Below are 24558 nucleotides of genomic sequence, written 5' to 3'. Positions count from 1 at the left end.
ACGGGGCTTCGACAGGCTCAGCCCGAACGGAGCAAGAATGGCATTTCAACTCCCCGGTTTCGACCTCGCCGCATTCGTGCGCGCCACGCTGGCCGAAGACCTTGGAACGGGCCTGCCCGGCGGCGGGCATGACGTCACATCCGAAAGCGTGATCCCGGCCGATGCGCGCTTTTCGGGCGTGATGGACAGCCGCGACGCGATCATGGTCGCGGGGCTGCCGATTGCCGAAGCCTTCTTCCGTGCGCTCGACCCGGCGATGGAAATCGAACTGCTGGTCGAAGAGGGTGCGCAGGTCGGCCCCGGGACAGACCTGATGCGCCTCAGCGGTAATGCCCGCGCCATGCTGACTGCGGAGCGCAGCGCGCTCAACACCGTGCAGCACCTCTCCGGCATCGCCACACTGGTGCGCACCTATGTCGATGCGATGGACAATCCCCACTGCACGCTGCTCGACACGCGCAAGACCATCCCCGGCCTGCGCATGCTCGAGAAATACGCGGTGCGCATGGGCGGCGGCAGCAATCACCGCATGGGGCTGTGGGATGCGGCGATGATCAAGGACAACCATGTGCTGGTTGCCGGCTCGGTCGGCGAAGCCGTGCGGCGCGCGGTCGCAGCAGGCGTGACCGAGATCATCTGCGAAGTCGACCGGCTCGACCAGATCGAACCGGCGCTTGCAGCCGGGGCGACCCGCCTGCTGCTCGACAATATGTCCGCCGAAACGCTGCGCGAGGCGGTGGGGATCGTGAACGGGCGCGTCCCGACCGAGGCATCGGGCGGGATCAATCTCGACACGATCAAGGCCAAGGCGGCGAGCGGGGTGAATTACGTGTCCGTCGGGCGGCTGACGCAAAGCGCGCCCGCCGCCGATATCGGGCTGGACTTCACGCCGTTGTGAATTCTCTCGCGGCCAATTGCTGGCGCAATTGCCTCCGAGGGGGCGGCGTGTTGCTAGCACTTGCCCTACTTGTTCCGTCCGACGCGCAGGCCCAGGCCTATCAATGCCGCATGCCGCAAAGCGTCAGCGTGCCGCAGGTCGCGCCCGAAGCGCCCGAGCGGCGCCTGCCCGTCACCGGCTATACGCTGGCGCTCAGCTGGAGCCCCGAATTCTGCAAGGCGCGCGAGATGGATGCGCGCCAGCGCCTGCAATGTTCGGGCCGCAACGGGCGGTTCGGGCTGGTGGTGCACGGGCTCTGGCCAGAGGGACACGGCACCTGGCCGCAATGGTGCCGCACCGCGCTCGCCGTCAGCCCGGTCGAGGCACGCCGCAACCTCTGCATGATGCCATCACCCGCGCTGATGGCGCGGCAATGGGCCAAGCACGGCAGCTGCATGGCCGCGCGGCCGGAGCCCTATTTCCGCATCACGCGCGTCCTGTGGGAGAGCTTGCGCCTCCCCGATTACGACCGGCTTTCGCGGCAGGACGGCCTGACCGCGGGTGATATCCGCCGCGCATTCTCCGATGCGAACGGCAGGCACTGGCAGCCCGAAATGGTCGGCGTGAAGCTCAATTCACGCGGCTGGCTGGAGGAATTGCGGCTCTGCTTCGGCAAGGACTTCATGCCGACAAAATGCGACCGCGCGCAGTTCGGGCCGAAAGACAGCGCACCCGCAAAGATCTGGCGCGGGTTGTAGGGAGAAGCAGTCCGCTTTTGGGTGGAAAGCGGACGTTTGACTGCTAGAGCGACTGGATGGAGTTACACCCCGACGTTCAAGCATTTCTAGACGCGTTGCGGGCATTGCAGTGCCACTTGGAGGATTTTGATGCTCCTTGGGCAGATCAGGTGCGGAGAGCGGCAGATGAGGTTTCGAGATCTGACGCGCGCGGTCTCCAACGCTTTCTCGGCTTCTTCGGTGGGATGGGTTCGTTGAACGATTTGGTTCTAAGCCGCGACGACGCCAAGCTTATGGTCGAGAATGATAAATTGGACGCACTCAGGTCAAAGGCATGGGACCTCGCAAATAATTTGCGACACGAGATAGGCTGAAGGACGTCCGCAATTGGCTCGCTAGCGGAAATCAGTGGGCGAGCCCTCCCCTCGTCATTCCCGCGAACGCGGGAATCCATAAGCCTGCCGTCGGTTATCGCTCGTGGGTTCCCGCGTTCAGCCTCCGGCTGTGCTTCGCAACCGCGGGAATGACGAGTTCTGAATCGTCACCGGACAATCCGATTTTCCTACTTGGCTGCGTTCTGGCAAGAGAGACGGGCTCTTTGCCATCGTCGTATCGCCCCAAAACCAGCCCTCGCGGTCACATGCGGGGAAGGTTTTTCTCTTTCAGGACTATGTCGCATGTGTCGCATCGTTCAGCGCGCCGTCACGCAGGCTGAACAACTCGATTCACCGCCGCGCCTTGAAGAAATCGCGCAGCAATTCGGCCGCTTCGCTTTCGCCCATGCCGACATAGACCTCTGGCTTGTGCAGGCACTGCTTCTGCTCGAACACAAGCGCACCGTGCTCCACCGCGCCGCCCTTGGGATCGGGTGCCGCATAGTAGAGCCGCGCGATCCGCGCGTGGCTGATCGCCCCCGCGCACATGGCGCAAGGCTCCAGCGTGACATAGAGGTCGCAGCCGATCAGCCGCTCGCTGCCCAGCTTCGCCGCCGCTTCGCGCAGCGCCACGATCTCGGCATGGCCGGTAGGGTCGGGCGGGGTGCGGGTGCGGTTGGCGGCGACGGCAAGCACCTCGTCACCGCGGGTCACCACCGCGCCGATCGGCACCTCGCCTTCCGCCGCCGCAACGCGCGCGGCGTCGAGCGCCAGCTGCATCGCATGCGGGATCGGCCACTTCGTCATATCCGCGCGCTAGCCGCACTCGGGCAAAGCCGCAACTTTGCTTGACGATTCGGCAGGTCGCCGCTATGCGCGCGGCCTTTCGGGAAATCCCGGCGAATTGCGGGCCGTCGAATCGGCTGCCCTCCACTTTGAACGAACGAGAGATATCATGTCGCGCATTTGCGAACTGACCGGCAAGGGCCGCCAGGTGGGCCACAATGTGAGCCACGCCAACAACAAGACCAAGCGGGTGTTCCTGCCGAACCTGCAGAACGTCACCCTGCTGAGCGAAAAGCTGGGCCGCAGCTTCAAGTTCCGCGTGTCGACCCATGGCCTGCGCTCGGTCGAGCACAATGGCGGGCTCGACAACTGGCTGCTCAAGACCAGCGACGAAAAGCTTTCGGCCAATGCGCTGAAGGTGAAGCGCGAGCTGAAGAAGGCCGGCGAAGCCGCCTGATTCCCTGCCCGCAAGGGCATGGTTCAAAGCAATGGGCGTGCGGGGAAACTCGCGCGCTTTTTTGCGTCTAGTGTCAGGACTTGCGTCCTAGGCCGGAACCGGGCGCAGGTCATCGCATCGCGATGACCGGATCGTCGCCAAAGCTACTCTGGGCTGACAAACAACAGCGGATCGAGCCGCGCGTCGTGCCACTTCAGGCTCCAGTGCAGATGCGGGCCGGTTGCCCGCCCGCTCGCCCCGACATTGCCGATATGCTGGCCTTGCGTGACACGGTCTCCCAGCTTCACCATCAGTTGCGAAGCATGAAGGAAGGCGCTGTTGAGCCCCTGCCCGTGGTCGATGATCAGCAATTTGCCTTCGAGCGAGAAATCATCCACCGCCAGCACCACCACGCCATCGGCCGGAGCGACGAATGGCGTGCCTGCGCCCGGTGCGATGTCGAGCCCGGAGTGGTAGCTGCCCGGCTCTCCGCGATAGACCCGCTGCGAGCCGAAGCGCCCCGAGATCCGCCCCTTCACCGGCCAGCGGAAGCTTTGCCGCCAGCCCTGCGCGCCGGTCTCTTGCGCGCGCGCCGCGGCAATGGCCTCAAGCTCGGGCATGCGGCGGGCAAGGAAGGCCTCGCTCGCCGCGCCGCCGGGTCGGCGCGCGACATTGACGTGTTCGATGTTCCAGGCCCGCGGCGAAACCGCCAGCACCTCGCTGAAGCGCGAGCCATCGGCCAGTTCGCCCGACAATACCGCTTCACCCGCCGCGTCGCGATCGAAGGCGGCGAAAAAGCTGCCGTCGGGCGCCAGCTGCACTTCGGTCTCGCCCAGCCGCAGCGACCGTGTGCCCGCCATGGCCTGCCCGGTGATCCAGCCGCCCTGGGTCATTTCGCCGCGATAGCTCAGCTGCTGCGGTTCGGCGTTGTCGCTGGAAGGCAGCGCGTCCATGGCCATGCTGGCAAGCGCGAGCGTAGGGAGTTGGCGCGGCGCTTCCTTGATCTCTGGATCGTCGCCACATGCCGCAAGCAGCGCCAGCGCCGCCACCGGCGGAGCCAGGCGGGCTGAACGCGCGCCGCTCATCGTTGCCCTAGCAGCCGCCGCGTCGCGATTTCGCAAGAGGCATAGGCCTCTTGCAGTTCGGCGCTCCAATAGCGCAGCTCTTCGAGCGCAATCGGCTCGCCGCTCACCGCGCAGCGCACGAACTTGCCGCCGCGCAGCACCCTGAACGTGCTCGGCCCGAAATAGAGCTTGGCCTCTCCATCGCTTGACGACATCAGCATGGGCTAGCCTTTAGCAAGTGCTTGCCGAACGGGCAATTAACCGAAGAGATCGTCCTGACGGGGCGAATCCGCTGCGGGCTTGCGCGCCGGCTTGCGCGGCGGGGGAGGTGGAGCGTCTGCCGGAACCACATCGAGCCGCCCGTCCGCGAATTGCAGCACCAGCGCGGCTTCTTTCGCGGCGAGCGCGCGGCTGGTCAGCGCCTTGTCATTGGCATCGCGCACAATCGCATAGCCGCGCCGCAGCGGTTCCTCGGGGTGGAATTGCTGCGCGAGCCGGGCAAGCGCGCCGAGCGCCTCGCGCTTGCGCTCTATCGGGCGAGTGACCAGCTCGGGCACCAGCCGCACGCGTTCGAGCTGGCGCTGCGCATCCCCCGCACTGCGCCGCAGGAGCGCGGGCGAAAGCCGCGCCGAAGTGCCCGCCAATTGCTCGCGCCCACGGCCCGCGCGGTCCATCAATCCTCGGCGCAAGCGTTCGCCGAGCTCGTCGAGCCTTTGGGAATGCGGCTGCAGCAGCTGGTCGAGCCGCGGCATGCGCCGCACCCGTGCCTCCAGCCGTTCGCGCCCCAGCTCGACCGGGCGCAGCACCGCCCGCCGCTGGCGATTGGCGAGGTCGGCCACCGTGGCGACCAGGTCCGCACGCACCGGCACGGCGATTTCCGCTGCAGCTGTGGGAGTGGGTGCGCGGCGATCGGCGGCATAGTCCGCCAGCGTCGTGTCGGTTTCATGCCCCACCGCCGAGATTACCGGGATCGAGCACTCCGCGATGGCGCGGACCACGACCTCCTCGTTGAAGCTCCACAGGTCTTCGATCGATCCGCCCCCGCGCGCGACGATCACCACGTCCGGACGCGGGACCGGCCCTCCGCGGCCGAGCGCGGAGAAGCCGCGCAATGCGTTGGCGACCTGCTCCGCAGCGCCCTGCCCCTGCACCAGCACAGGCCAGACCAGCACATGCAAAGGAAAACGGTCAGCCAGGCGGTGCAATATGTCGCGGATCACCGATCCGGTGGGAGAAGTGACCACCCCGATCACCCGCGGGAGGAACGGGAGTGGGCGCTTGCGTTCCCGCGCGAACAGCCCTTCGGCCTCGAGCTTGGCCTTGGTCTTCTCGAGCAGCGCGAGCAGCGCGCCTTCGCCCGCGATTTCCAGGCTGTCGATCACGATCTGGTATTTCGAGCGCCCGGGATAAGTCGTGAGCTTTCCGGTGGCGATCACTTCGATCCCGTCTTCGGGCGAGAATTGCAGGCGCTGGGCGCTGCCGCGCCACATCACCCCGTCGAGCACGGCATTCTCGTCCTTGAGCGCCAGATAGAGATGGCCCGATGCCGCGCGCTTGACCCCCGACAGCTCGCCGCGCAGCCGCACAAAGCCGAAGCGATCTTCCACCACGCGCTTCAGCATGTTCGAAATCTCGGTGATCGAGAGCGGCGCAGCGTTGTCGCCTTGCCGATTGCGCGCTACCAGCCCGCCATCTTCTTCACTCTCATCGGGGGCGGTCATGAACATCCTTCTTCTGGGCTCGGGCGGCAGGGAACATGCGCTGGCCTGGAAGCTGGCGCAATCCCCGAGCTGCACAAAGCTGCATGCCGCGCCCGGAAATCCCGGGATCGCCGAGGAAGCAGAGCTGGTCGCGCTCGACGCGACGGACCACGGTGCAGTCATCGCTTTCTGCAAGGCCCATGAAATCGCGCTGGTGGTGGTGGGACCGGAAGCGCCGCTGGTCGCCGGGCTGGGCGACAGCCTGCGCACTGAGGGCATCCCTGTGTTCGGCCCATCCAAGGATGCCGCGCAACTCGAAGGCAGCAAGGGCTTCACCAAGGATTTGTGCGAACGCGCAGGGATCCCCACGGCGGGCTATGTCCGCACCAGCTCGCTCAAGCAGGCACTGGAAGCGCTCGACCGTTTCGACCCGCCCTATGTGCTCAAGGCTGACGGGCTGGCCGCAGGCAAGGGCGTGGTGATCGCCGAGACATGGTCGGAAGCCGAAGCGGCGCTGGAAGACATGTTTGGCGGCACTTTCGGTGCAGCGGGCGCGGAAGTGGTGATCGAGGAATTCCTGACCGGCGAGGAAGCGAGCTTCTTCGCGCTCACCGATGGCAGCGCGATCGTGCCCTTCGGCACTGCTCAGGATCACAAGCGCGTGGGCGACGGCGACACCGGCCCCAACACTGGCGGCATGGGGGCCTATTCGCCCGCGCCGGTGCTGACCGCGGAGCTGCAGGCGCGCGCCATGCGCGAGATCATCGAGCCGACCGTGCGCACCATGGCGGCCGAAGGCATGCCCTATTCTGGCGTTCTCTATGCCGGGTTGATGCTGACCGCCGATGGGCCCAAGCTGATCGAATACAACGCCCGCTTCGGCGATCCCGAATGCCAGGTGCTGATGATGCGGCTGGACGACGATCTGGCGTGGATCATGTGGCTTTGCGCGCGCGGCGAGCTCGACCAGCTGGGCAGCGGCTCTCCGAAGTTTGACACCGCGACTGCGCTCACCGTGGTGATGGCGGCCAAGGGCTATCCCGGCACGCCCGAGAAGGGTGGCACGATCGACCTCGACGACGCGGAATCGGAAGGCGCCAAGGTGTTCCACGCAGGCACCGCGCTGAAAGACGGGCAACTGATCTCCAATGGCGGGCGCGTGCTCAATGTGACCGCTCGCGGCCGCAATGTTACCGAAGCGCAGGCAGCAGCCTATCGCGCGGTCGATGCAATCGACTTTCCTTCGGGTTTCTGCCGCCGCGACATCGGCTGGCGCGAAGTCGAGCGCGAGCGTAGTTAGGACGGGTTGATCGCGGTCAATGCCCCGTGGTGCGGGGCATGCTCGAATGCGCGAGAAGCGAGGTTAGGCATATGCGGCGGAAAATGATCCCTGTTCTCATCCTGCTGGCGGCCACGGCGTGCCAGCAGGCCTATGGCGCGAGCAGCGTCGAAAGTGCCCCGCCGCCTGCGCCGGCCAGCGAGGCCGAGCATCACCGGCTAGCCTTCGTGCAGGCCGCCTGTGGCGGGTGCCACGCGGTCGAGGCTCCGGGCCTTTCGCCCAACCCCCAATCTCCGCCCTTTGCCGACATCGCCAATCGCGAAGGCCTGACCCGCGCAACGCTGGTCACCTGGCTCACCGATGCGCATAATTATCCCGAAGTGATGGATTTCGATCTCGACCAGCCGCAAGTGGAAGAGATTGCCGACTATATCCTCACTCTGCGCAGCGAAGGCTACAAACGGGTGCCGGACTAAACGCCGAAAAGCCGGTTTGGCTCGCGCACACGCTTTGTGATACATCGCCTGCAGGGTCGCATCGAGGGGGGATTTCTCGATGCCTTATCGCCATGGCCACTATTACGTCGGCTTTGTCTTGCTGGTCATCCTGGTCGGTTTCTGGGCCAGCTACTGGTCGCCGATCGCAAATGTTCCGCTGGCATTCCATGTCCACGCGATCAGTTCGACCACCTGGCTGCTGCTGCTGATCATCCAGAGCGTCGCGATCCATCGTCGATCCAACGCCTTCCACAAGCAGATGGGCCGGGCCAGCTTCGCTTTGTTCCCTTTCCTGATCCTTGGCTTCGTGATGATCATCGACGTCTCGGCGCAGCGCTATGTCAAAGGCGAAAGCGAGTTCATCCTGCACAATGGCCCGGCTTTCGGGATCGGCATGGTGATCGCGATCGCGGCCTATCTCACACTGTTCTACCAGGCGCTCAAGAACCGCCGGAATATCAAGCTGCACGCCGGATATATGCTGGCAACCCCGCTGATCCTGTTCGAATCGCCCTTTAGCCGGGTGATGGACAGCCTGTTCCCATGGATGAACGTCATCGGGAGCGGAGGCCTGCACACGGTGCAGGATACGATCGTCATTTCCGACGGGATGGCGGTCGTCTTTGCGATGACGCTCTATTTCATGGACCGCAAGAATGGCGCGCCATGGCTGGTCGCATCCTTCTTCATGGCGCTGCAGGCGGTGGTGATGTGGAACGCGCCCTTCATACCGCAATTCGGCGCGCTTTTCGGCGCCTATGCGCAGATCCCACTCGGCGCGACTGCAATTGCAGGGATCGCTGCGGGCGGGCTGGCAGGATGGCTTGGCTGGCGCGCAGGGGGCGTTCCAGCCAAGAGAGCTGCGGCAACCGCCTGAGCGGATTTAGCCGAGCTTTTCGTCCATCAGCGCCCTGAGGTCGACCTCGGTCCGCGCGCCATAATGCGAGATGATTTCGGCTGCGGCAATCGCGCCGCGCCGCAGGCACCGCTCGAGCGGCTCGCCATTGACGTGGCCATAGAGGAAGCCGGCAGCAAAGAGGTCGCCCGCGCCGGTGGTGTCGACCACTTCGTCGATCGGTTCCGCGTCGACTTCGGCACGCTCGCCATTGCGGATCGCAACGGCACCGTCGGCGCTGCGGGTAACCACCAGCGTCGGCACCTTGCCGTGAAGCGCGGCGATACCGTCTTCAATCGTATCGGCGCCCGTCAACGCGAACAGCTCAAGGTGATTGGCGAACAAGATGTCGATCAGCCCATCCTCGATCAGTGCGCGGAAATCGTCGCCATGGCGATCGATCACGAACACTTCGGACAGGGTGAAGGCCACCTCGCGCCCGGCGGCACGCGCCGCCTCGATCGCGCGGCGCATCGCGGCGCGTGGTTCTTCCGGATCCCACAGGTAACCTTCAAGATAGAGCACCCTGGCCGCTGCCACCGCTTCGGCATCGAGCGCCGATGGCGGCAGGAACTGGCTCGCGCCGAGGAAAGTGTTCATCGTGCGCTGTGCATCGGGGGTGACGAAGATCAGGCAACGCGCCGTAGGAGGGTTTCCCTCGCGCGGGGCAACGTCGAAATCGATGCCCACCGCGCGGATGTCATGCGCGAAGACCTCGCCCAGCTGGTCGTCCGCGACCTGGCCGATGAAGGCGCATTGCGCGCCGAGCGCCGAGAGACCCGCCAGCGTATTGGCCGCCGATCCGCCCGAAATCTCGCGCGCCGGCCCCATCGCGTCGTAAAGCTCCTTGGCCCGCTCGGCATCGACCAAAGTCATCCCGCCGCGATTGAGCTGCAGTTCTTCGATCAGTTCGTCGGAGGCGGGGGACATCACATCGACAATGGCATTGCCGATGGCGATCACGTCATAACGGGGCTTGGTCACGCGAATTCCTGATTCTGTTGCCGAAACTATTGCAGTCCGCGCCGCCTAGCGCCCCGCAGCGCGCGCGCCAAGGGCGGATTGTCGCGCAGGCGTTGACTTGGCGCGAGATCGCTAGGAAACGGCGCCATGCCCGATCTGCGCAAACTCCTCATTTCGCTCGCTCCGCTACCTCTGCTGGTCGCCTGCGTTTCCGCCGGCAGCCCGCCGCCAGTAAGCCAGCCGCGTCCGGGGCCCGTCACTACCGCGCCGCCTGCAGTGCGCGTGCCGCCGAGCAATCCTGCGCCGCCAACTTCAGGCTTCATCGTGCCGCAAGTGATGCGCCTGCCCGGACTCGAGAATGTCATCGGAGCAGGCGCAGCCCAGCTGGAGCGGCGCTTTGGCAAACCGCGCCTCGACGTGCTGGAGGGCGATGCGCGCAAGCTGCAATTCGCGGGCGAACCCTGCGTGCTCGACGTGTTCCTCTACCCGATGCAGCCCGGCGCAGCTCCCGTCGCCACCCATGTCGAGGCGCGCCGCGCCAGCGACGGTCGCAATGTCGATCGCGCAGCCTGTGTTGCCGCGCTCGGAGGCGGATGATCGCCGGATTTCGGCGGTAACCCCGTCTTAAGCCTGTTCTGCGATAGCGGTCCCCATGGAAATTCAGGGGATCAGTGCATCATGAGCATCCAGTTTGCCGATCTGGCCCGCCGCGTCGCCGATGACGGCCAAGTGAGCGCCGAGGAGCTGTTCTCGCTGCGCCAGCTGGGTTGGGGCGACGGAAAGATCTATCGCGAGGAAGCCGAAGCGATCTTCGCGATCAATCGCGCGCTGAAGCAGCCTTCGACCGAATGGGTCGATTTCTTCGTCGAAGCGATCGGCGAGTTTGTGCTCAACGGCAGCGAGCCCAGGGGCATGTGCAGCGATGACGAGGCGCGCTGGCTGATCGGAGCCATCGATGACGACGGCAAGGTCGACAGCATGGCCGAGCTCGAACTGCTCGTCCGCGTGATCGAACGCGCGCAGAATGTGCCCGAATTCTTCAAGGATTACGTGCTGCGCCAGGTCGAACGCGAGATCATGACCGGCTTCGGCCCCACGCGCTGCGGTGGCGAGCTTTCGGCCACGCATATCAGCGCTGCCGAATGCCGCATCCTGCGCCGCGTGATCTTCGCCAGCGGGGGGCACGGCCCGGCAGCAGTCACCCGCAAGGATGCCGAGCTGCTGTTCCGCCTGAAGGATGCAACCCTGCAGGATGAGAACTCGCCGCTGTGGGACGAGCTCTTCGTCGATGGCGTGGCCAACTACCTCAAGGGGTTCCAGCTCCAGAACGCCCAACTCAGCCATGAGCGGGTGAAGGAACTCGAAAGCTTCGTCGCTGACAACCGCGCCCGCGTCGGCCGCTTCTTTGGCGCGATGGCGCGCGAAGTGCCGCAGGCGCGCAACCATTTCGGCAAGGTCTTCGGCAAGAACGACAAGGGCCAGAGCTATGTCGAAGCGGCCGCCGCCGGAAACCTGGTCGAGGATTTCGAGCAGGAATGGCTCGAGAAGATGATCGGCGCCGATGGCGAGGTCGACGATCTCGAGCGCGCCCTGCTGGCCCGGATTATCGACGAAGGTTGAGAACGCGAACCTCCGAGGCAGGCGACGGTCAGACGATAAAACTCTCGCCGCAGCCGCAGGCGCCCTTGGCATTGGGATTCTCGAACACGAAGCCCGCGGTGAAATCGTCCTCGACCCAGTCCATGGTCGAGCCGACGAGATAGAGCACGCTGGCGCCGTCGATGTAGAATGTTCCGCCCGGCGTCTCGATCTTCTCGTCGAACTTCGCTTCCTCAGTGACGTAGTCGACCGAATAGGCGAGGCCCGAACAGCCGCGGCGCGGAGTCGACAGTTTCACGCCGATCGCGCCCTCGGGCGCCTTGGACATCAGCTCGGCAATCCGCGCCTCGGCGGCAGCGGTAAGCTTTACGGCAGCCGGGATCTGGCGGATCTTGGTTTCGGTCATCACAACATCCCCAGTTCGAGCCGCGCCTCGTCGCTCATCTTGTCGGGGCCCCATGGCGGGTCCCACACCAGGCTCACTTCCGCATCGCGAATGCCGGGCACGCTGGAGGCGCGCAGCTCGACTTCGCCCGGCATGCTTTCGGCCACCGGGCAATGCGGGGTGGTGAGCGTCATGGTGATGATCGCATCGGCTTCGTCGGTGATCTCGACCCCGTAGATCAGCCCGAGATCGTAGATGTTCACCGGGATTTCCGGATCGTAGATTTCCTTGAGCGCGGCCACCACCGCTTCGTAAAGCTCGCCGCCCGGTTCGCCCGCGCCGAGATTCTCGGGCTTCTTCTGCAGGAACCCCTCGAGGTAATCGCGCTTGCGCTCAAGCTTCTCGGCAGGCGTCTCGTCGTTATCGACCGCGTCTTCCACGCGCGCACGGGGAGGCTTGACCACCTCTTCATTGGGCGCTGGTGCGGCCACGAACTGCTTTTCCTCGGCCGGTTTGTTCATGCGAATATCCTCCGCGTGCGGGCGATGCCTTCGAGCAGCGCCGCAATATCGCTTTCATCCGAATAGATCCCGAAACTGGCGCGCGCGGTCGCCGGCACGCCCAGATGGTCCATCAGCGGCTGCGCGCAGTGATGCCCGGCGCGGATCGCCACATCCGCTTCATCCAATATCGTGCCCAGATCGTGTGGATGAACCCCGTCTAGCGCAAAACTGACGATTCCCGCGCTGTCGGCCGGGCCGAACAGGGTGATGTCGTTCATCGCGCCGAGCTCTTCGCGCAGCCTCGCTACCAGCGCGCGTTCGTGGGCGTGAACATTGTCGAGCCCTATGGCTTCGATGAAATCCACGGCGGCATGCAGCGCGATGGCTTCAGCGATTGCCGGAGTACCCGCCTCGAAGCGCTGCGGCGGCGGGGCATAGGTGGTCTTCTCGAAAGTCACGCGGTCGATCATCGAACCGCCGCCCTGATAGGGCGGCATGGCGGCAAGGATCTCGCTCCGTGCCCACAGCGCGCCGATGCCGGTGGGGCCATAGAGCTTGTGGGCGCTGAACACGTAGAAATCGCAGCCGATCGCCGAAACATCGACCTTGAGCCGCGGTGCGGCCTGGCAGCCGTCAAGCAGCAGCTTTGCGCCAACGCCGTGGGCCAGAGCGGCAGCGCGTTTCGCATCGAGCACCGAGCCGAGCACATTCGAGACATGCGCCAGCGCGACGAGCTTGTGCCGCTCTGTCAGCATGGCTTGCGCCGCGTCGAGATCGATGCAGCCATCGGCGGTGAGCGGGCAAATATCTATCTGCGCGCCGGTCCGCTCGGCCAGCATCTGCCACGGCACGATGTTCGAATGATGCTCGAGCGTGGAAAGCAGGATGCGGTCGCTTGGCCCGATGTTCTCCATGCCCCAGGTCGCCGCGACGAGGTTGATCGCTTCGGTCGCGCCGCGCGTGAAGACGATTTCGTCCTCGCTGCCGCCAATGAACTCCGCCACACGCCGCCGCGCACCTTCATAGGCGAGCGTCATTTCGGCCGAGCGGGCATAGACCCCGCGATGGACCGTGGCGTAATCCTCGCCCAATGCGCGCGCCATCGCATCGATCACTACGCGCGGCTTCTGCGCGGTCGCGGCAGTGTCGAGATAGTGCCAGGGCTTGCCCTCGCCCGTCACCATCCCGGGGAACTGCGCCCGCACATCGCCAAGCCGCGCCAAGGTCGACAGCTCGTTCACAGCGCCGCCTCGTCGAGCTTCGCCAGCGCGCGTTCGAGCATGGCTTCGGCCTGCGCTTCGTCGGCCATGGCGACAAAGGCATCGCCGATGAAGGCCTGCACCAGCAGCTTGCGTGCCACTTCGGGCGGAATCCCGCGCGCCGCCATATAATAGGCCGCCTGCTGGTCGAGCTGGCCGATCGCCGCGCCATGCGCGCATTTGACGTCGTCAGCGAAGATTTCGAGCTCGGGCTTGGCATTGGCCGAAGCGCCCTTTTCGAGCAGGATCGCGCGGAAATTCTGCGCCGCGTCGGTCTTCTGCGCGTGGCGGACCACTTCGATCCGGCCAAGGAAATTGCCCGTCGCATGGCCCCATTGCACCGCGCGCACGACCTGGTTCGAGGTCGCACCCGGATGCGCGTGGATCGTGCGGGTGACGAATTCCTGCCGGTTGTCGCCGCCGCCGATAGTCACTCCGCCGAACTCGAAATGCGCGCCTTCTTCCAGCGTCACTTCGACTTCGAGGCGGGCATATGGCCCGGCGGCATTGATCGCGTAGAGTTCGAAGCGGGCATCGCGGCCCACGGCAACGCGCAGCCGCGCAACCCCTTCGCCGGCAAGGCGCGTTTCGACCAGCGTTTCGCCTGCGGGAACGGCAATTTCCTCCCAGTGGGCCAGCGCCTCGGCATCGGCCGCAGCGAGCCAGCCGGAATCGGCATAGCGCCAATCCTCGTCTCGTGTGGTCGGAAGGGTTGCCAGTTTGCTCATGCCGCGACCGCTTCGTAGCCTTCCTGTTCGAGTTGGAGCGCAAGTTCGGGGCCGCCCGACTTCACGATCCGGCCCGCGACCATCACATGCACCACATCGGGCTTCACGTAATCGAGCAGGCGCTGGTAGTGCGTGATCAGCAGCACGCCCTTGTCGGGCTTGCGCATGATTGCATTGATGCCTTCGCCCACGATCCGCAGCGCATCGATATCGAGCCCGCTGTCGGTTTCGTCGAGCACGGCGAATTTCGGATCGAGGATGCCCATCTGGACCATTTCAGCGCGCTTCTTCTCGCCGCCTGAAAAGCCGACATTCACATTGCGCTTGAGCATGTCCATGTCGAGCCGCAGCAGCCCGGCCTTTTCCTTCGCCAGCTTGAGGAAATCGCCGCCCGAAAGCGGTTCTTCGCCGCGCGCCTTGCGCTGGGCGTTGAGCGCTTCGCGCAGGAACTGGACATTGGACACGCCGGGGATTTCGACCGGATATTGGAAACCGAGGAACAGGCCCGCGGCGGCGCGCTCATAGGGTTCGAGTTCGAGCAAATCCTCGCCCGCGAATTCGACCGAGCCCGCGGTCACTTCGTAACCCGGCCTGCCGCCCAGCACATAGGCCAGCGTGGACTTGCCCGCGCCATTGGGGCCCATGATCGCGTGCACCTCGCCCGCGTTCACTGTGAGCGAGAGGCCCTTGAGGATTTGCTTGCCGTCGATCTCGGCATGGAGGTTGTCGATTGTCAACATGTCAGCGGGTCATCATCCGTCGGCCCGAAGGCTCAAAAAAGCTCGAGAAACTGTGGCAGGAAATAGAGCGCGGCCAGCCCGCACACGACCAAGAACACCACGCCCAGGGTCGAGAAACCACGGCTTAGGTTCATGGTGAGGCCGGCGACGAGCGCGATGGCGGGCACCACGAACAGCATGATCTTCTGCATGTCGGGCGCCATGAGATCGTTGATTGTGGGCATCATTGCGCCTCTCCCTTACGGGCGGCGGGGTGGCGCGGACGCGAGCTTGCCTGATGCGCGCGGCGCGCCTCCTGCTTGTCGCCGATGCGCATGCGCATCCCGGCGGTGATCCGCTGCAGCACCGCATCCATGTTTTCGAGAATGTCCTGCGCCTTGATGCGCATCACGCGGATGCCGACCGCTTCGAGGCTCTTGTCGCGGCGCTTGGCGATAGCCTCGTTCGCACCCACTTCGTCGATGGCGATGGCCATGCCGAGATTGTGGCAGCCGAAATCGACAATGGCCGAACCGATCACTGCGTGGCGAGTAAACTTGTAGCGCCCCATGTCCGCCTTGGCGAAACGCTCCGCCAGCGCCTTGTGCGCCACGGAGGAATGGCGGCGCATCTCGCGCGCCTGCTCGTGCAGCGCATCAAGCCGCTTTTCGGAGATTTCCCAGCCGCGGCCCTTTTTTTTGAGCGCTGGGGTTTCGGTGGGAGCCTCGGACGGATCACGAAGCTTGAGGGTTTTCTTTTCGGTCACCCCACGCTCCCTTCCAGCGAGATCGCCAGCAGCTTCTGCGCTTCGACCGCGAATTCCATCGGCAATTCCTTCAACACTTCCTTGGCGAAACCGTTGACGATCAGCGCCACCGCCTCTTCCTGGGGCAAGCCGCGTTGCATGGCGTAGAACAGCTGGTCGTCGCTGATCTTGCTCGTCGTCGCCTCGTGCTCGATCTGGGCCGAGGGGTTCTTGACCTCGATATAGGGCACGGTGTGCGCCCCGCACTGGTCGCCCAGCAGCAGGCTGTCGCATTGGGTGAAATTGCGCACCCCATCGGCATTGGCGGCGACGCGCACCAGCCCGCGATAGGTGTTGTTGCTCTTGCCCGCCGAAATGCCCTTGGAGATGATCGTGGAGCGGGTGTTCTTCCCATTGTGAATCATCTTGGTGCCGGTATCGGCCTGCTGGAAATTGTTGGTCACCGCGACCGAGTAGAATTCGCCCGCGCTGTTTTCGCCGTTGAGCACGCAGCTGGGATATTTCCACGTCACCGCGCTGCCGGTTTCGACCTGGGTCCAGCTGATCTTGGACCGCGCGCCCTGGCACAGCCCGCGCTTGGTAACGAAATTGTAGATCCCGCCCTTGCCCTGCGCATCGCCCGGATACCAGTTCTGCACGGTCGAATATTTGATCTCGGCATCCTCAAGCGCGACCAGCTCGACCACGGCGGCGTGGAGCTGGTTCTCGTCACGCATCGGTGCGGTGCAGCCTTCGAGGTAGGAGACGTAGCTGCCCTTCGCCGCCACGATCAGCGTGCGCTCAAACTGGCCGGTATTCTCGGCATTGATGCGGAAATAGGTGCTGAGCTCCATCGGGCAGCGCACCCCCTCGGGCACATAGACGAAAGTGCCGTCCGAAAAGACCGCGCGATTGAGCGTAGCGAAGAAATTGTCATGCTGCGGCACGACCTTGCCGAGCCATTTCTTCACCAGTTCCGGGTGTTCGCGGATCGCTTCGCTGATCGACAGGAAGATGACGCCCGCCTTTTTCAGCTCTTCGCGGAACGTCGTCGCAACGCTGACGCTGTCGAACACGGCATCGACCGCGACCTTGCGAGCGCCCTTCACCCCGGCGAGCACTTCCTGCTCCGCAACGGGGATGCCCAACTTGTCGTAAACCGCCTTGATTTCGGGATCGAGCTCGTCGAGCGATTCGAGCTGCACCTTCTTCTTGGGTGCGGCGTAATAATAGGCGTCCTGGTAATCGATCGCAGGATAGCCGAGCTTGGCCCAATCGGGTTCTTCCATGGTCTGCCACAGGCGGAACGCCTTGAGCCGCCATTCGAGCATCCATTCGGGCTCGTTCTTCTTCGCGCTGATGAAGCGGACCGTATCCTCGGTCAGGCCCTTTTCGGCGAACTCGGTCTCGATGTCCGCCGACCAGCCGTGCTCATACTCGGCGGCCTTGGCCGCGGCTTCGCGCGCTTCCCGGTCTTGCACCTCGGCGTCCTGGACTCCGGTGTCATGCATGCTGGCGTTCTCGCTCATGCCGCTTCTCGCTGCACCACGAGCTGCGTCAGCGGAATCCCCGCCAGCGCGTCGCGCAGGGCCTGGTTGATCACCGGCCAGTGCGGCTTGACCGAACAGGCGTGGTCGACTGCGCAATCCTGCCCTTCGACGCATTGCGTGAGCGCGATCGGCCCCTCCACCGCCTCGACGATATCCGCCACGGTGATCGCGGCTGCCGGACGCGCCAGCTGCAGCCCGCCGCCCGCGCCGCGTACGCTGCGCAGCAGCCCGGCCTTACCAAGGACGCTGACGAGCTTCTGCACCGTCGGCAGCGGCAGGCCGGTCTCTTCCGCCAGCTCGGTCGCCGAAGTGCGTCCGCCGCCGCAATGGCGCGCGGCCGCACCCATCGTGACGACGGCATAATCGGCAAGATTGGACAGGCGCATGGCACTCCAGCTCAAATCGGACTGATTCGTTCCGATTTGCAGTTAGGGGCGCGAATGCGAGGTTTCAATGCGAATCGCCTGTTGCGAGTCACTCTCAAACGAGCCTAGCCGGGCTCCTTGCCGAGCTGTTCCGCCTCTTCGCCCGCGAACAGTTCGACCACGCCATAGCCCTGCGGCCCGAGCGTCTCGACCCCCACAGCATCCTTCCCGCTGGCGAGCAGCCGCGGCGTGCGCCCGGTGAATTCGCGGATCTCGCGGATCATATGCGCCTGGTCATAGAAGGACTGGAGCACTTCGAGCCGCCGCGCGTCGCTGAGTTCGGGATCGGCCAGCAATGTCGCTGCGCGGATCGCGCGATAGCGCCGACGCAGGCGCGAAGGCGCGAGGCCGAAGAACCGTTTGACAAGCCGCTGCACCTGCCGCTCCGAAAGCGGCAGCGACGCGTAAAGCTTCTCGGGTTCGGGGTTCAGGCTGCTGCTGAGCCAGTCATAAGTCGCCTGAATCAGGTCGGCATGGCCAGCGGGCAGCGGTTTGATCGCCATGCGCAGGATTGCCGCGAGTTCATCGAGCGCCGCCTGCGCGTCGATCTCGCCCTTCCGCACACGCCTGGTCAGGGAATGCGTATCTCCCCCCGCAGGGCCGCCAAGCCCCTGTTCGGCGGTCAGGAAGCGGTCGCTGTTCTGGACCGTCGGCAGGCGGGTTAGTGCCGCCCAGCCATGGAAAGTGAACGAAGCGCCGAGCACCAGCGCGGGCCCGTCGATGGCGAACGGGCGCGCGGCTGTGAGCGGGCCGGTGAAAAACACATCCTCGGGCGCTTCGACAAAGCCGCCCCCGAAATCCATCCGCCCCTGGCCCGAACTCGCCAGCATCAGCTGGCCCGAATAGGCGGGAAGGACCTCTTCGATGCGATGCGGGCCGATCCGCAGGATGTAGAGCGAATTCAGGTATGGCGACAGGTCGGCCGGAGCCGGTACGAACTCAAAACTGAATGGCTGCCCCCCCACCATACGCAGCGACACTAGTCGCCTCGCGGTCGACAGGGAAGCTCGCATTCTTTGCAATTCGATCGGCGAGTGTCACAGGCGACTGGTCATAGAGGGCTTCGGCCAGCTGCGCCTTCCAATCGGGGGTCGGCATCAGGATAGATGGCGCTGTCGCTGTGCCAATCGCATGGAAAGGCACTGCCAAAGCAGAGGTGCTGCAGGCTGGAACTCACGAATGTCCGACTCGTCGCAGAGGAAATCATCGTGCGTCGCGATGTAATCGCTCAGCTCGAAAGGAGGGGCGACAAAATCGATTTAGAACAGTTTGCGTGGCGTGAACGCGGGGCAGCCATGTCCTGTAGGCACTACACCCGTGGCCTCGATCACCCGATCCATCAAGCCCCACCAACGAAAAAAAGGCGGCCCCTTCCGGGACCGCCTTTGAAGTTGAGGAACTCTTCGCATCGCTGCTCCGAGCCCTTCGGGTCGCAGATCCCAACTAACCGATTCAACGCCACGCGAATTGTATGCAAACGACAAGAGTTGATTTGAATCACGAATTTCTTCGTCATTGAATTGAAATAATTAACTAAAGCCGTAAAGGAATGCTGTGGCTCGACAGCACGGCGCGCGCTTGCCATAGGCACTGCGCAATGATCTTCAGCCTGCTTCGCCCTGCACTTTTTGCCCTCGAGTCGGAAGCGGCTCATCGAATCGCGATCGAAGGCCTGAAGATAATGCCACGCCTTGCGTCTGCCAAACCCGGCTTGCTCGCTACAAAGGTCGCCGGAATCACATTTCCCAACCCGGTCGGTGTCGCTGCCGGGTTCGACAAGGATGCCGAAGTGCCCGACGCGCTGCTCGGCCTGGGCTTCGGTTTCGCTGAAGTGGGCTCGATCACGCCCCTCCCCCAAGCGGGCAATCCCAAGCCGCGCCTGTTCCGCCTTTCGGAAGACCACGCAGTGATCAATCGCATGGGTTTCAACAATGGCGGCGCCAAAGCCGCGCTTGAGCGACTGGCCCGGCGCAAAGGCCGCCCGGGTGTGCTCGGCATCAATATCGGGGCGAACAAGGATTCTGCCGACCGAATCGCCGATTACGCACTGATGACGCGGCTGATGGCGCCGCATGCCAGCTATCTTGCGGTCAACATCTCCAGCCCCAACACACCCGGCCTGCGTGCGCTGCAGGATGAGGCGGCGCTTACTGCGCTGCTCGACGCCGTTCTGGCCGCGCGCGACGAGGCCATGCCCGAGGGTGCGCCGCCGGTGTTCCTCAAGGTCGCCCCCGACCTCGAACCCGCCGACATCGATGCCATTGCGCGGATTGCGCTCGATAAGCGGCTCGGTGCGCTGATCGTCTCCAACACCACCATTTCACGCCCGGCGCTCCGTTCGCGCCATGCGGGCGAGACGGGCGGGCTCTCCGGCGCGCCGCTGCGTCCGCTCGCGCTCCAGCGTGTGCGCGATTTCCGCAAGGCGACCGGCGGCGCGATCCCGCTGGTTGGCGTGGGCGGGATCGCCAGTCCCGAAGACGCGTGGGAGCGGATCAAGGCCGGGGCCAGCCTGGTCCAGATCTACAGCGCAATGGTCTATGAAGGACCGGGGCTGGGCGCGCGCATCGTGCGCGGACTTGAACGGCTGATGCGGCGCGAAGGCTTCGCGAGCATTGCCGAAGCCGTCGGAAGCGAATAATCCAGCGGGCATGCACGCCAAGCCCATCGCGCGATTGATCGCCGCTCCGCTGATATTCGGCCTTGCCCTGTCGGGCTGCGCCACCACCGCCTCAACCCCCGCCATTGCCGAGAGCGCTGCGCCGCAATCGGCCCATGGCGTGGTGAGCGCCGCCGATCCGCGCGCGCAAGCAGCAGGCGAAGCAATGCTGGCAGCTGGCGGCAATGCCACCGATGCGGCAATCGCAGTAATGCTGGCGCTGACCGTGGTCGAGCCGCAAAGCTCGGGGATCGGGGGCGGCGGCTTCCTTGTGCACGGTGCAGCCGATGGCGATGTCACGTCTTACGACGGTCGCGAGACAGCGCCGTCGGGCGCAAGCCCTGACTGGTTCCTCCGCGCGGACGGATCTTTGCCGAGCTTCGAGGAATCGGTTGAGAGCGGCCTCAGCGTGGGTGTGCCGGGCAATATCCGCATGGCGGCAATGGCGCACCATGAACATGGCAAGCTGCCTTGGGCCAAGCTGTTCGAACCCGCGATAGCCCTGGCGCGCGACGGGTTCCAGATCAACAACCGCCTCTATAACGCGTTGGGCGCCCGCCCCGGGCGTTCGGGCTTCACCGAAGCCGCACGGGAGCTCTATTTCGGCGCCGACGGAAAGGTCCTTCCTGCCGGGAGCCTGGTCAAAAACGAGCAGCTGGCGAAGACATTCGAACGGATTGCCAGCGAAGGCCCTGACGCATTCTATCTCGCGGACATGGGCGAGAAGCTCGTTACCGAAGTGGCACAAGCCACACCGCGCGATGGCGCAATGACGATGGACGACCTGACCGGATATGAGCCCAAAGAGCGCGACGCAGTGTGTGGCAGCTACCGCAAATACCGCGTCTGCAGCATGGGCCCGCCCAGTTCGGGCGGCGTCGCCGTGCTGCAGATTCTCGGCCAGCTCGAACGCTTCGATCTCAAGGCCTTGGGCAAGGACAATCCGGTCACCTGGCACCTGTTCATCGAATCGCAGCGGCTCGCTTATGCCGACCGCGAGCTTTACATGGCCGATCCGGATTACATCGACGTGCCGATCGCCGGGCTGATCGCGCCCGACTATATCGCGATGCGCAGCGCATTGATCGACGCGGGCAAGCGCAACGGCAATGTTGCCCCGGGAACCCCCGCCGGCGCCAAGATCGCATTGGCCGATGGCGATGAGCCCGAAGAGCATGGCACGTCGCATTTCGCCGCGGTCGATGGCGAAGGCACGATGGTCAGCTACACTTCGACCATCGAGAGCTCGTTCGGATCGGGCCTGATGGCGAACGGCTTCTACCTCAATAACGAGCTGACCGATTTCAGCCGTTCGCCCGAAGTGAACGGGCGGATCGTGGCCAATCGCGTCGAAGGCGGCAAGCGCCCGCGCAGCTCGATGTCGCCCACGGTCGTGTGGGACCCGCAAGGCCACCCCTTCATGGCGGTGGGCGCAGCAGGCGGCCCGACTATTCCGGTGACGACGACGCGCGCAATCATCGGCGCGATCGATTTCGGGCTCTCGGCACAGGATTCGCTGGCGCTCCCGTTCCTGATGGCGGTTGGCGATGCGCTGATGCTCGAACAGGGTACCTGGCTGGCAGCCGCCGCACCGCAGTTCGAAGCACTGGGGCACGCGCGGATCGTGCTGCGCGAAGCGCCGATCAAGGGCAACGCCATTGTGCGCGAAGGCGAGCAATGGATGAACGCGCGCGACCCGCGGATCGAAACCGGGCTCGACGTGCCCTGAGCCGGGCAGCCCACTTGCCGACAGGCGCGGCTGGGCTTAATCCCCGGCGATAAACAGAAAAACGGCGCGAGGAGCCTGAGGTGCTGCAAGACATCGATTCTGCCAACAATCTCGTTGAGCTTTTCCTGAAGCGCGCCGATGAGAAGGGTGACGCGCCCTTCCTCGGCAGCAAGCGGGGCGGCCAGTGGGTAACGCAGAGCTGGCGCGAGGCCGCTGAGCGGGTCTGCCTGCTGGCGGAGAGCCTGCGCGGCCTCGGCCTCAACCCCGGCGACCGCGTGGTAATTGTCAGCGAGAACCGGCCCGAATGGTGCATTGCCGATCTTGCGATCATGGCCGCAGGCTGCGTCACCGTGCCCGCCTACATCACCAACACCACCCGCGATCACAGCCACATCCTCGACAATTCAGGCGCGCGCGCGGTGTTCGTTTCCGACGAGAAATTGCTCGGCCCACTTCACCCCGCGATCCAGTCGAGCGGCATCGTCGAGCATGTCATCGGGATCGAGGATTTGCACCGGCACCAGTCGGGCAGTTTCGACTACCATTCCTGGGAACGCGTGACCTCAGGCGACGCAGCTGCCGCGCGCAAGGCGGTGGAAGAACGGCTCGCCGACATCGGGCGCGACCAGACCGCCTGCATCATCTACACCAGCGGTACCGGCGGTGCGCCGCGCGGCGTGCTGCAGCATCATGGCATGATCCTGTGCAATGTGGCGGGCGCAGCCGAAATCCTGATCGATGATTTCGGGATCAAGGACGACCGCTTCCTGTCGTTCCTCCCGCTCAGCCATGCCTATGAGCATACCGGCGGGCAGTTCCTGCCGATCGGGGTGGGCGCGGAAATCTATTATTCCGAAGGGCTGGAGAAGCTCGCCAGCAATATCGAGGAAACCCGGCCCACGATCATGGTGGTGGTGCCACGCCTGTTCGAAGTGCTGCGCACACGCATCATGAAGCAGGTCGAAAAGCAGGGCAAATTCGCCAATTACCTGATGGACCGCGCGCTGATCATGAGCGAGGCGGGCCGCAAGCGGCTGCGCGACAAGCCGATGAACTTCATCCTGGAAAAGACGCTGCGCCCCAAGATTCGCGGGCGTTTCGGCGGTCGGATCAAGGCCATGGTAAGCGGCGGCGCGCCGCTCAACCCCGACGTCGGCACTTTCTTCGAAGCGATGGGCCTCACCATGCTGCAGGGCTATGGCCAGACCGAAGCCGGGCCGGTGATCAGCTGCAACCGCCCCGCGGCAGGCCTCAAGATGGACACTGTCGGCCCGCCGATGCGCGGCGTCGAAGTGCGGATCGCGGATGACGGCGAGATCCTCGTGCGCGGCGAACTGGTGATGCACGGCTATTGGCGCAACGATGCAGAAACTGCGCGCACCATCGTCGACGGCTGGCTCCACACCGGCGACATCGGCCATCTCGACGAGGTCGGACGGATCGTCATTACGGACCGCAAGAAGGACATGATCGTCAACGACAAGGGCGACAATATCGCACCGCAGAAGATCGAGGGCATGCTCACGCTGCAGCCCGAGATCGCGCAGGCGATGGTAAGCGGCGACAAGCGGCCTTACGTCGTGGGCCTGATCGTGCCTGATGCCGAATGGGCGGTCGACTGGGCCAAGGCGAATGACGAGAAATTCGACATGAAGGCATTGCAGGACTTGCCCGCCTTCAAGACTGCGGTTCGCGCCGCGATCGACCGCGTCAATCAGGACCTCTCGGTGATCGAGAAAGTGCGCGGCTTTGCCTTCGCGGACGAGGCCTTCTCGATCGAGAACGAGGAAATGACCCCGAGCATGAAGATCCGCCGACACAAGATCCGCGAGCGTTACCAGGATCGGATCGACGGGCTCTATCGGGGTTAACGACTCATCCCGCCGCATGCACGACTCGCCTCAGCGCAGATGCTTGGGGTGATTAGTGACAATGTGGATATTCTGTGGGAATCTCTCGCTGAAAGGGGAGACCATGGCACATTCGATAGAAGTCGAGATTGAACGAAATTACGCCGTCTTCCTCGATTTGCTCCGATCCCTCCTTCCGAAAGAAGCAGGTCGATATGCACTACTACATGATCAAAAGCTAATAGGTGTTTTCGACTCTCCGGCGGACGCTGAGCGTAAGGGCTTTGAAAAATTTGGAAAGTCTCCTTATTCAATCCAACAAGTAGATTCAGAGCCAGTCGATTTGGGATTTTATTCTTATGCGATACCTGAGGGGCCGGGTTCATCAGAATCGCATTAGGGTGAAAGTTGGCATTAGGGCCTTTGATCCAGCTGCAGAGCCTCTTTATCAAGTTAATCAACATTTTGAGGAATTTATCGCGCTTGTCGACACTGGCGCACTGCGCACCTGCGTAACGCAGAATGTCGTCGACAAGCTTAAACTTCAGCGACGAGGGCGCATTCAGGTTGGAAACGTCCATAGCCACGCTTGGCATTGGACTTATTTGTTTCACGTTGCGATCTGGCCGGACAGCGATAGCGAAACGATCTCAGCAGCCTTCGGAATAGGTGACGAAGTTGAGGGCATCGACGTTGGAGACAGTCGTTACTACGATGTCCTCTTGGGCATGGATATTCTTCAGCGCGGTTCATTATCGCTAAACCAGGACGGTACGTTTGAATTGGCCTTTCCTGGCTAGTC

At 64.1% G+C, this 24558-nt stretch carries 29 protein-coding genes; 14 read left to right on the top strand and 15 right to left on the bottom strand.

Going from position 1 to position 24558, the window contains the following annotated elements; all coding sequences use genetic code 11:
• Positions 1 to 37: 37 nt before the first annotated feature.
• The 3 genes from nadC to ACUJ47_RS10200 are packed head-to-tail and all read left to right on the top strand — an operon-like array spanning position 38 to position 1988.
• Complete coding sequence (gene nadC, locus ACUJ47_RS10210) at positions 38 to 898, top strand: carboxylating nicotinate-nucleotide diphosphorylase (RefSeq protein ID WP_445538292.1); 861 nt, start codon at positions 38 to 40, stop codon at positions 896 to 898.
• Positions 899 to 945: 47 nt separating this feature from the next.
• Positions 946 to 1635, top strand: coding sequence for a ribonuclease T2 family protein (locus tag ACUJ47_RS10205; RefSeq protein ID WP_445538291.1), 690 nt, complete (start codon positions 946 to 948; stop codon positions 1633 to 1635).
• A 56-nt stretch (positions 1636 to 1691) separates the two neighbouring features.
• Positions 1692 to 1988 carry a DUF6966 domain-containing protein gene (locus ACUJ47_RS10200; RefSeq protein ID WP_445538290.1) on the top strand — a complete coding sequence of 99 codons (297 nt, stop codon included), beginning with the start codon at positions 1692 to 1694 and terminating at the stop codon, positions 1986 to 1988.
• 351 nt (positions 1989 to 2339) lie between these two features.
• On the opposite strand, the gene ACUJ47_RS10195 is transcribed toward ACUJ47_RS10200, so the two are convergent.
• A complete protein-coding gene (locus tag ACUJ47_RS10195) occupies positions 2340 to 2795 on the bottom strand; it encodes a nucleoside deaminase (protein ID WP_445538289.1) in 456 nt (151 codons plus the stop codon).
• Between the two features lie 148 nt (positions 2796 to 2943).
• Here ACUJ47_RS10195 and rpmB point away from each other — a divergent pair, with 148 nt between their 5' ends.
• Positions 2944 to 3231, top strand: a complete 288-nt coding sequence (gene rpmB, locus ACUJ47_RS10190; RefSeq protein ID WP_354144907.1) for a 50S ribosomal protein L28 — start codon at positions 2944 to 2946, stop codon at positions 3229 to 3231.
• Positions 3232 to 3374: 143 nt separating this feature from the next.
• Here rpmB and ACUJ47_RS10185 read toward each other — a convergent pair whose 3' ends face one another.
• Genes ACUJ47_RS10185 through xseA form a run of 3 tightly spaced genes read right to left on the bottom strand, consistent with a single transcriptional unit; the run spans position 3375 to position 5995 of the window.
• Positions 3375 to 4295: a M23 family metallopeptidase gene (locus ACUJ47_RS10185; RefSeq protein ID WP_445538288.1), complete on the bottom strand. Its 921-nt coding sequence runs from the start codon at positions 4293 to 4295 to the stop codon at positions 3375 to 3377.
• Complete coding sequence (locus tag ACUJ47_RS10180) at positions 4292 to 4495, bottom strand: DUF2093 domain-containing protein (RefSeq protein WP_445538287.1); 204 nt, start codon at positions 4493 to 4495, stop codon at positions 4292 to 4294. Before ACUJ47_RS10180 ends, ACUJ47_RS10185 begins: the two co-directional genes overlap by 4 nt.
• Positions 4496 to 4531: 36 nt before the next feature.
• Positions 4532 to 5995, bottom strand: a complete 1464-nt coding sequence (xseA, locus tag ACUJ47_RS10175; protein WP_445538286.1) for an exodeoxyribonuclease VII large subunit — start codon at positions 5993 to 5995, stop codon at positions 4532 to 4534.
• Here xseA and purD point away from each other — a divergent pair.
• The 3 genes from purD to ACUJ47_RS10160 all read left to right on the top strand — a co-directional run bounded on the left by purD (position 5994) and on the right by ACUJ47_RS10160 (position 8627).
• A complete protein-coding gene (purD, locus tag ACUJ47_RS10170) occupies positions 5994 to 7274 on the top strand; it encodes a phosphoribosylamine--glycine ligase (protein ID WP_445538285.1) in 1281 nt (426 codons plus the stop codon). The two genes, xseA and purD, sit on opposite strands and share 2 nt — an antisense overlap.
• An 83-nt stretch (positions 7275 to 7357) precedes the next feature.
• A complete protein-coding gene (locus tag ACUJ47_RS10165) occupies positions 7358 to 7729 on the top strand; it encodes a c-type cytochrome (protein WP_445538284.1) in 372 nt (123 codons plus the stop codon).
• 79 nt (positions 7730 to 7808) lie between these two features.
• Complete coding sequence (locus ACUJ47_RS10160; protein WP_445538283.1) at positions 7809 to 8627, top strand: hypothetical protein; 819 nt, start codon at positions 7809 to 7811, stop codon at positions 8625 to 8627.
• Positions 8628 to 8633: 6 nt separating this feature from the next.
• Here the strand turns inward: ACUJ47_RS10160 and ACUJ47_RS10155 are convergent, their stop codons facing one another.
• On the bottom strand, positions 8634 to 9629 hold the full coding sequence (locus tag ACUJ47_RS10155) for an adenosine kinase (RefSeq protein WP_445538282.1): 996 nt from the start codon (positions 9627 to 9629) through the stop codon (positions 8634 to 8636).
• Between the two features lie 126 nt (positions 9630 to 9755).
• On the opposite strand from ACUJ47_RS10155, the gene ACUJ47_RS10150 reads away from it, so the two are divergent.
• Positions 9756 to 10205, top strand: coding sequence for a hypothetical protein (locus ACUJ47_RS10150; protein ID WP_445538281.1), 450 nt, complete (start codon positions 9756 to 9758; stop codon positions 10203 to 10205).
• 81 nt (positions 10206 to 10286) lie between these two features.
• Positions 10287 to 11228 carry a hypothetical protein gene (locus tag ACUJ47_RS10145; RefSeq protein ID WP_445538280.1) on the top strand — a complete coding sequence of 314 codons (942 nt, stop codon included), beginning with the start codon at positions 10287 to 10289 and terminating at the stop codon, positions 11226 to 11228.
• Between the two features lie 28 nt (positions 11229 to 11256).
• On the opposite strand, the gene ACUJ47_RS10140 is transcribed toward ACUJ47_RS10145, so the two are convergent.
• The 10 genes from ACUJ47_RS10140 to ACUJ47_RS10095 all read right to left on the bottom strand — a co-directional run bounded on the left by ACUJ47_RS10140 (position 11257) and on the right by ACUJ47_RS10095 (position 18501).
• Positions 11257 to 11613, bottom strand: coding sequence for a HesB/IscA family protein (locus ACUJ47_RS10140; RefSeq protein WP_445538279.1), 357 nt, complete (start codon positions 11611 to 11613; stop codon positions 11257 to 11259).
• On the bottom strand, positions 11613 to 12113 hold the full coding sequence (locus ACUJ47_RS10135) for an SUF system Fe-S cluster assembly protein (protein ID WP_354144896.1): 501 nt from the start codon (positions 12111 to 12113) through the stop codon (positions 11613 to 11615). Before ACUJ47_RS10135 ends, ACUJ47_RS10140 begins: the two co-directional genes overlap by 1 nt.
• Positions 12110 to 13327, bottom strand: coding sequence for a cysteine desulfurase (locus ACUJ47_RS10130; RefSeq protein ID WP_445538885.1), 1218 nt, complete (start codon positions 13325 to 13327; stop codon positions 12110 to 12112). Before ACUJ47_RS10130 ends, ACUJ47_RS10135 begins: the two co-directional genes overlap by 4 nt.
• Before the next feature lie 5 nt (positions 13328 to 13332).
• The gene (locus ACUJ47_RS10125; protein WP_445538278.1) at positions 13333 to 14082 is read right to left on the bottom strand and encodes a SufD family Fe-S cluster assembly protein; all 750 of its coding nucleotides are present in this window, start codon (positions 14080 to 14082) and stop codon (positions 13333 to 13335) included.
• The gene (gene sufC / locus ACUJ47_RS10120; RefSeq protein WP_445538277.1) at positions 14079 to 14822 is read right to left on the bottom strand and encodes a Fe-S cluster assembly ATPase SufC; all 744 of its coding nucleotides are present in this window, start codon (positions 14820 to 14822) and stop codon (positions 14079 to 14081) included. The genes ACUJ47_RS10125 and sufC overlap by 4 nt, the downstream gene beginning before the upstream one ends.
• Positions 14823 to 14854: 32 nt before the next feature.
• On the bottom strand, positions 14855 to 15049 hold the full coding sequence (locus tag ACUJ47_RS10115; protein ID WP_445538276.1) for a hypothetical protein: 195 nt from the start codon (positions 15047 to 15049) through the stop codon (positions 14855 to 14857).
• Positions 15046 to 15567, bottom strand: coding sequence for an endonuclease domain-containing protein (locus ACUJ47_RS10110; RefSeq protein ID WP_445538275.1), 522 nt, complete (start codon positions 15565 to 15567; stop codon positions 15046 to 15048). Before ACUJ47_RS10110 ends, ACUJ47_RS10115 begins: the two co-directional genes overlap by 4 nt.
• Positions 15564 to 17057 carry a Fe-S cluster assembly protein SufB gene (gene sufB / locus ACUJ47_RS10105; protein WP_445538884.1) on the bottom strand — a complete coding sequence of 498 codons (1494 nt, stop codon included), beginning with the start codon at positions 17055 to 17057 and terminating at the stop codon, positions 15564 to 15566. Before sufB ends, ACUJ47_RS10110 begins: the two co-directional genes overlap by 4 nt.
• 14 nt (positions 17058 to 17071) lie before the next feature.
• Positions 17072 to 17482 carry an SUF system Fe-S cluster assembly regulator gene (locus tag ACUJ47_RS10100; RefSeq protein ID WP_445538274.1) on the bottom strand — a complete coding sequence of 137 codons (411 nt, stop codon included), beginning with the start codon at positions 17480 to 17482 and terminating at the stop codon, positions 17072 to 17074.
• Positions 17483 to 17586: 104 nt separating this feature from the next.
• A complete protein-coding gene (locus ACUJ47_RS10095; RefSeq protein ID WP_445538273.1) occupies positions 17587 to 18501 on the bottom strand; it encodes a helix-turn-helix domain-containing protein in 915 nt (304 codons plus the stop codon).
• Between the two features lie 617 nt (positions 18502 to 19118).
• Between ACUJ47_RS10095 and ACUJ47_RS10090 the strand changes: the two genes are divergently transcribed.
• The 5 genes from ACUJ47_RS10090 to ACUJ47_RS10070 all read left to right on the top strand — a co-directional run bounded on the left by ACUJ47_RS10090 (position 19119) and on the right by ACUJ47_RS10070 (position 24556).
• On the top strand, positions 19119 to 20159 hold the full coding sequence (locus ACUJ47_RS10090; RefSeq protein WP_445538272.1) for a quinone-dependent dihydroorotate dehydrogenase: 1041 nt from the start codon (positions 19119 to 19121) through the stop codon (positions 20157 to 20159).
• A gap of 10 nt (positions 20160 to 20169) precedes the next feature.
• Positions 20170 to 21906, top strand: a complete 1737-nt coding sequence (ggt, locus tag ACUJ47_RS10085; protein WP_445538271.1) for a gamma-glutamyltransferase — start codon at positions 20170 to 20172, stop codon at positions 21904 to 21906.
• Positions 21907 to 21986: 80 nt separating this feature from the next.
• Positions 21987 to 23777, top strand: a complete 1791-nt coding sequence (locus ACUJ47_RS10080; RefSeq protein WP_445538270.1) for an AMP-dependent synthetase/ligase — start codon at positions 21987 to 21989, stop codon at positions 23775 to 23777.
• A 103-nt stretch (positions 23778 to 23880) separates the two neighbouring features.
• Positions 23881 to 24156, top strand: a complete 276-nt coding sequence (locus ACUJ47_RS10075) for a hypothetical protein (protein WP_445538269.1) — start codon at positions 23881 to 23883, stop codon at positions 24154 to 24156.
• A gap of 1 nt (position 24157) precedes the next feature.
• Positions 24158 to 24556, top strand: coding sequence for a hypothetical protein (locus tag ACUJ47_RS10070; protein ID WP_445538268.1), 399 nt, complete (start codon positions 24158 to 24160; stop codon positions 24554 to 24556).
• Positions 24557 to 24558: the final 2 nt, after the last annotated feature.

This window comes from Altererythrobacter sp. Z27, from assembly GCF_052683155.1.
This window is presented reverse-complemented; position numbering and strand designations above follow the sequence as displayed.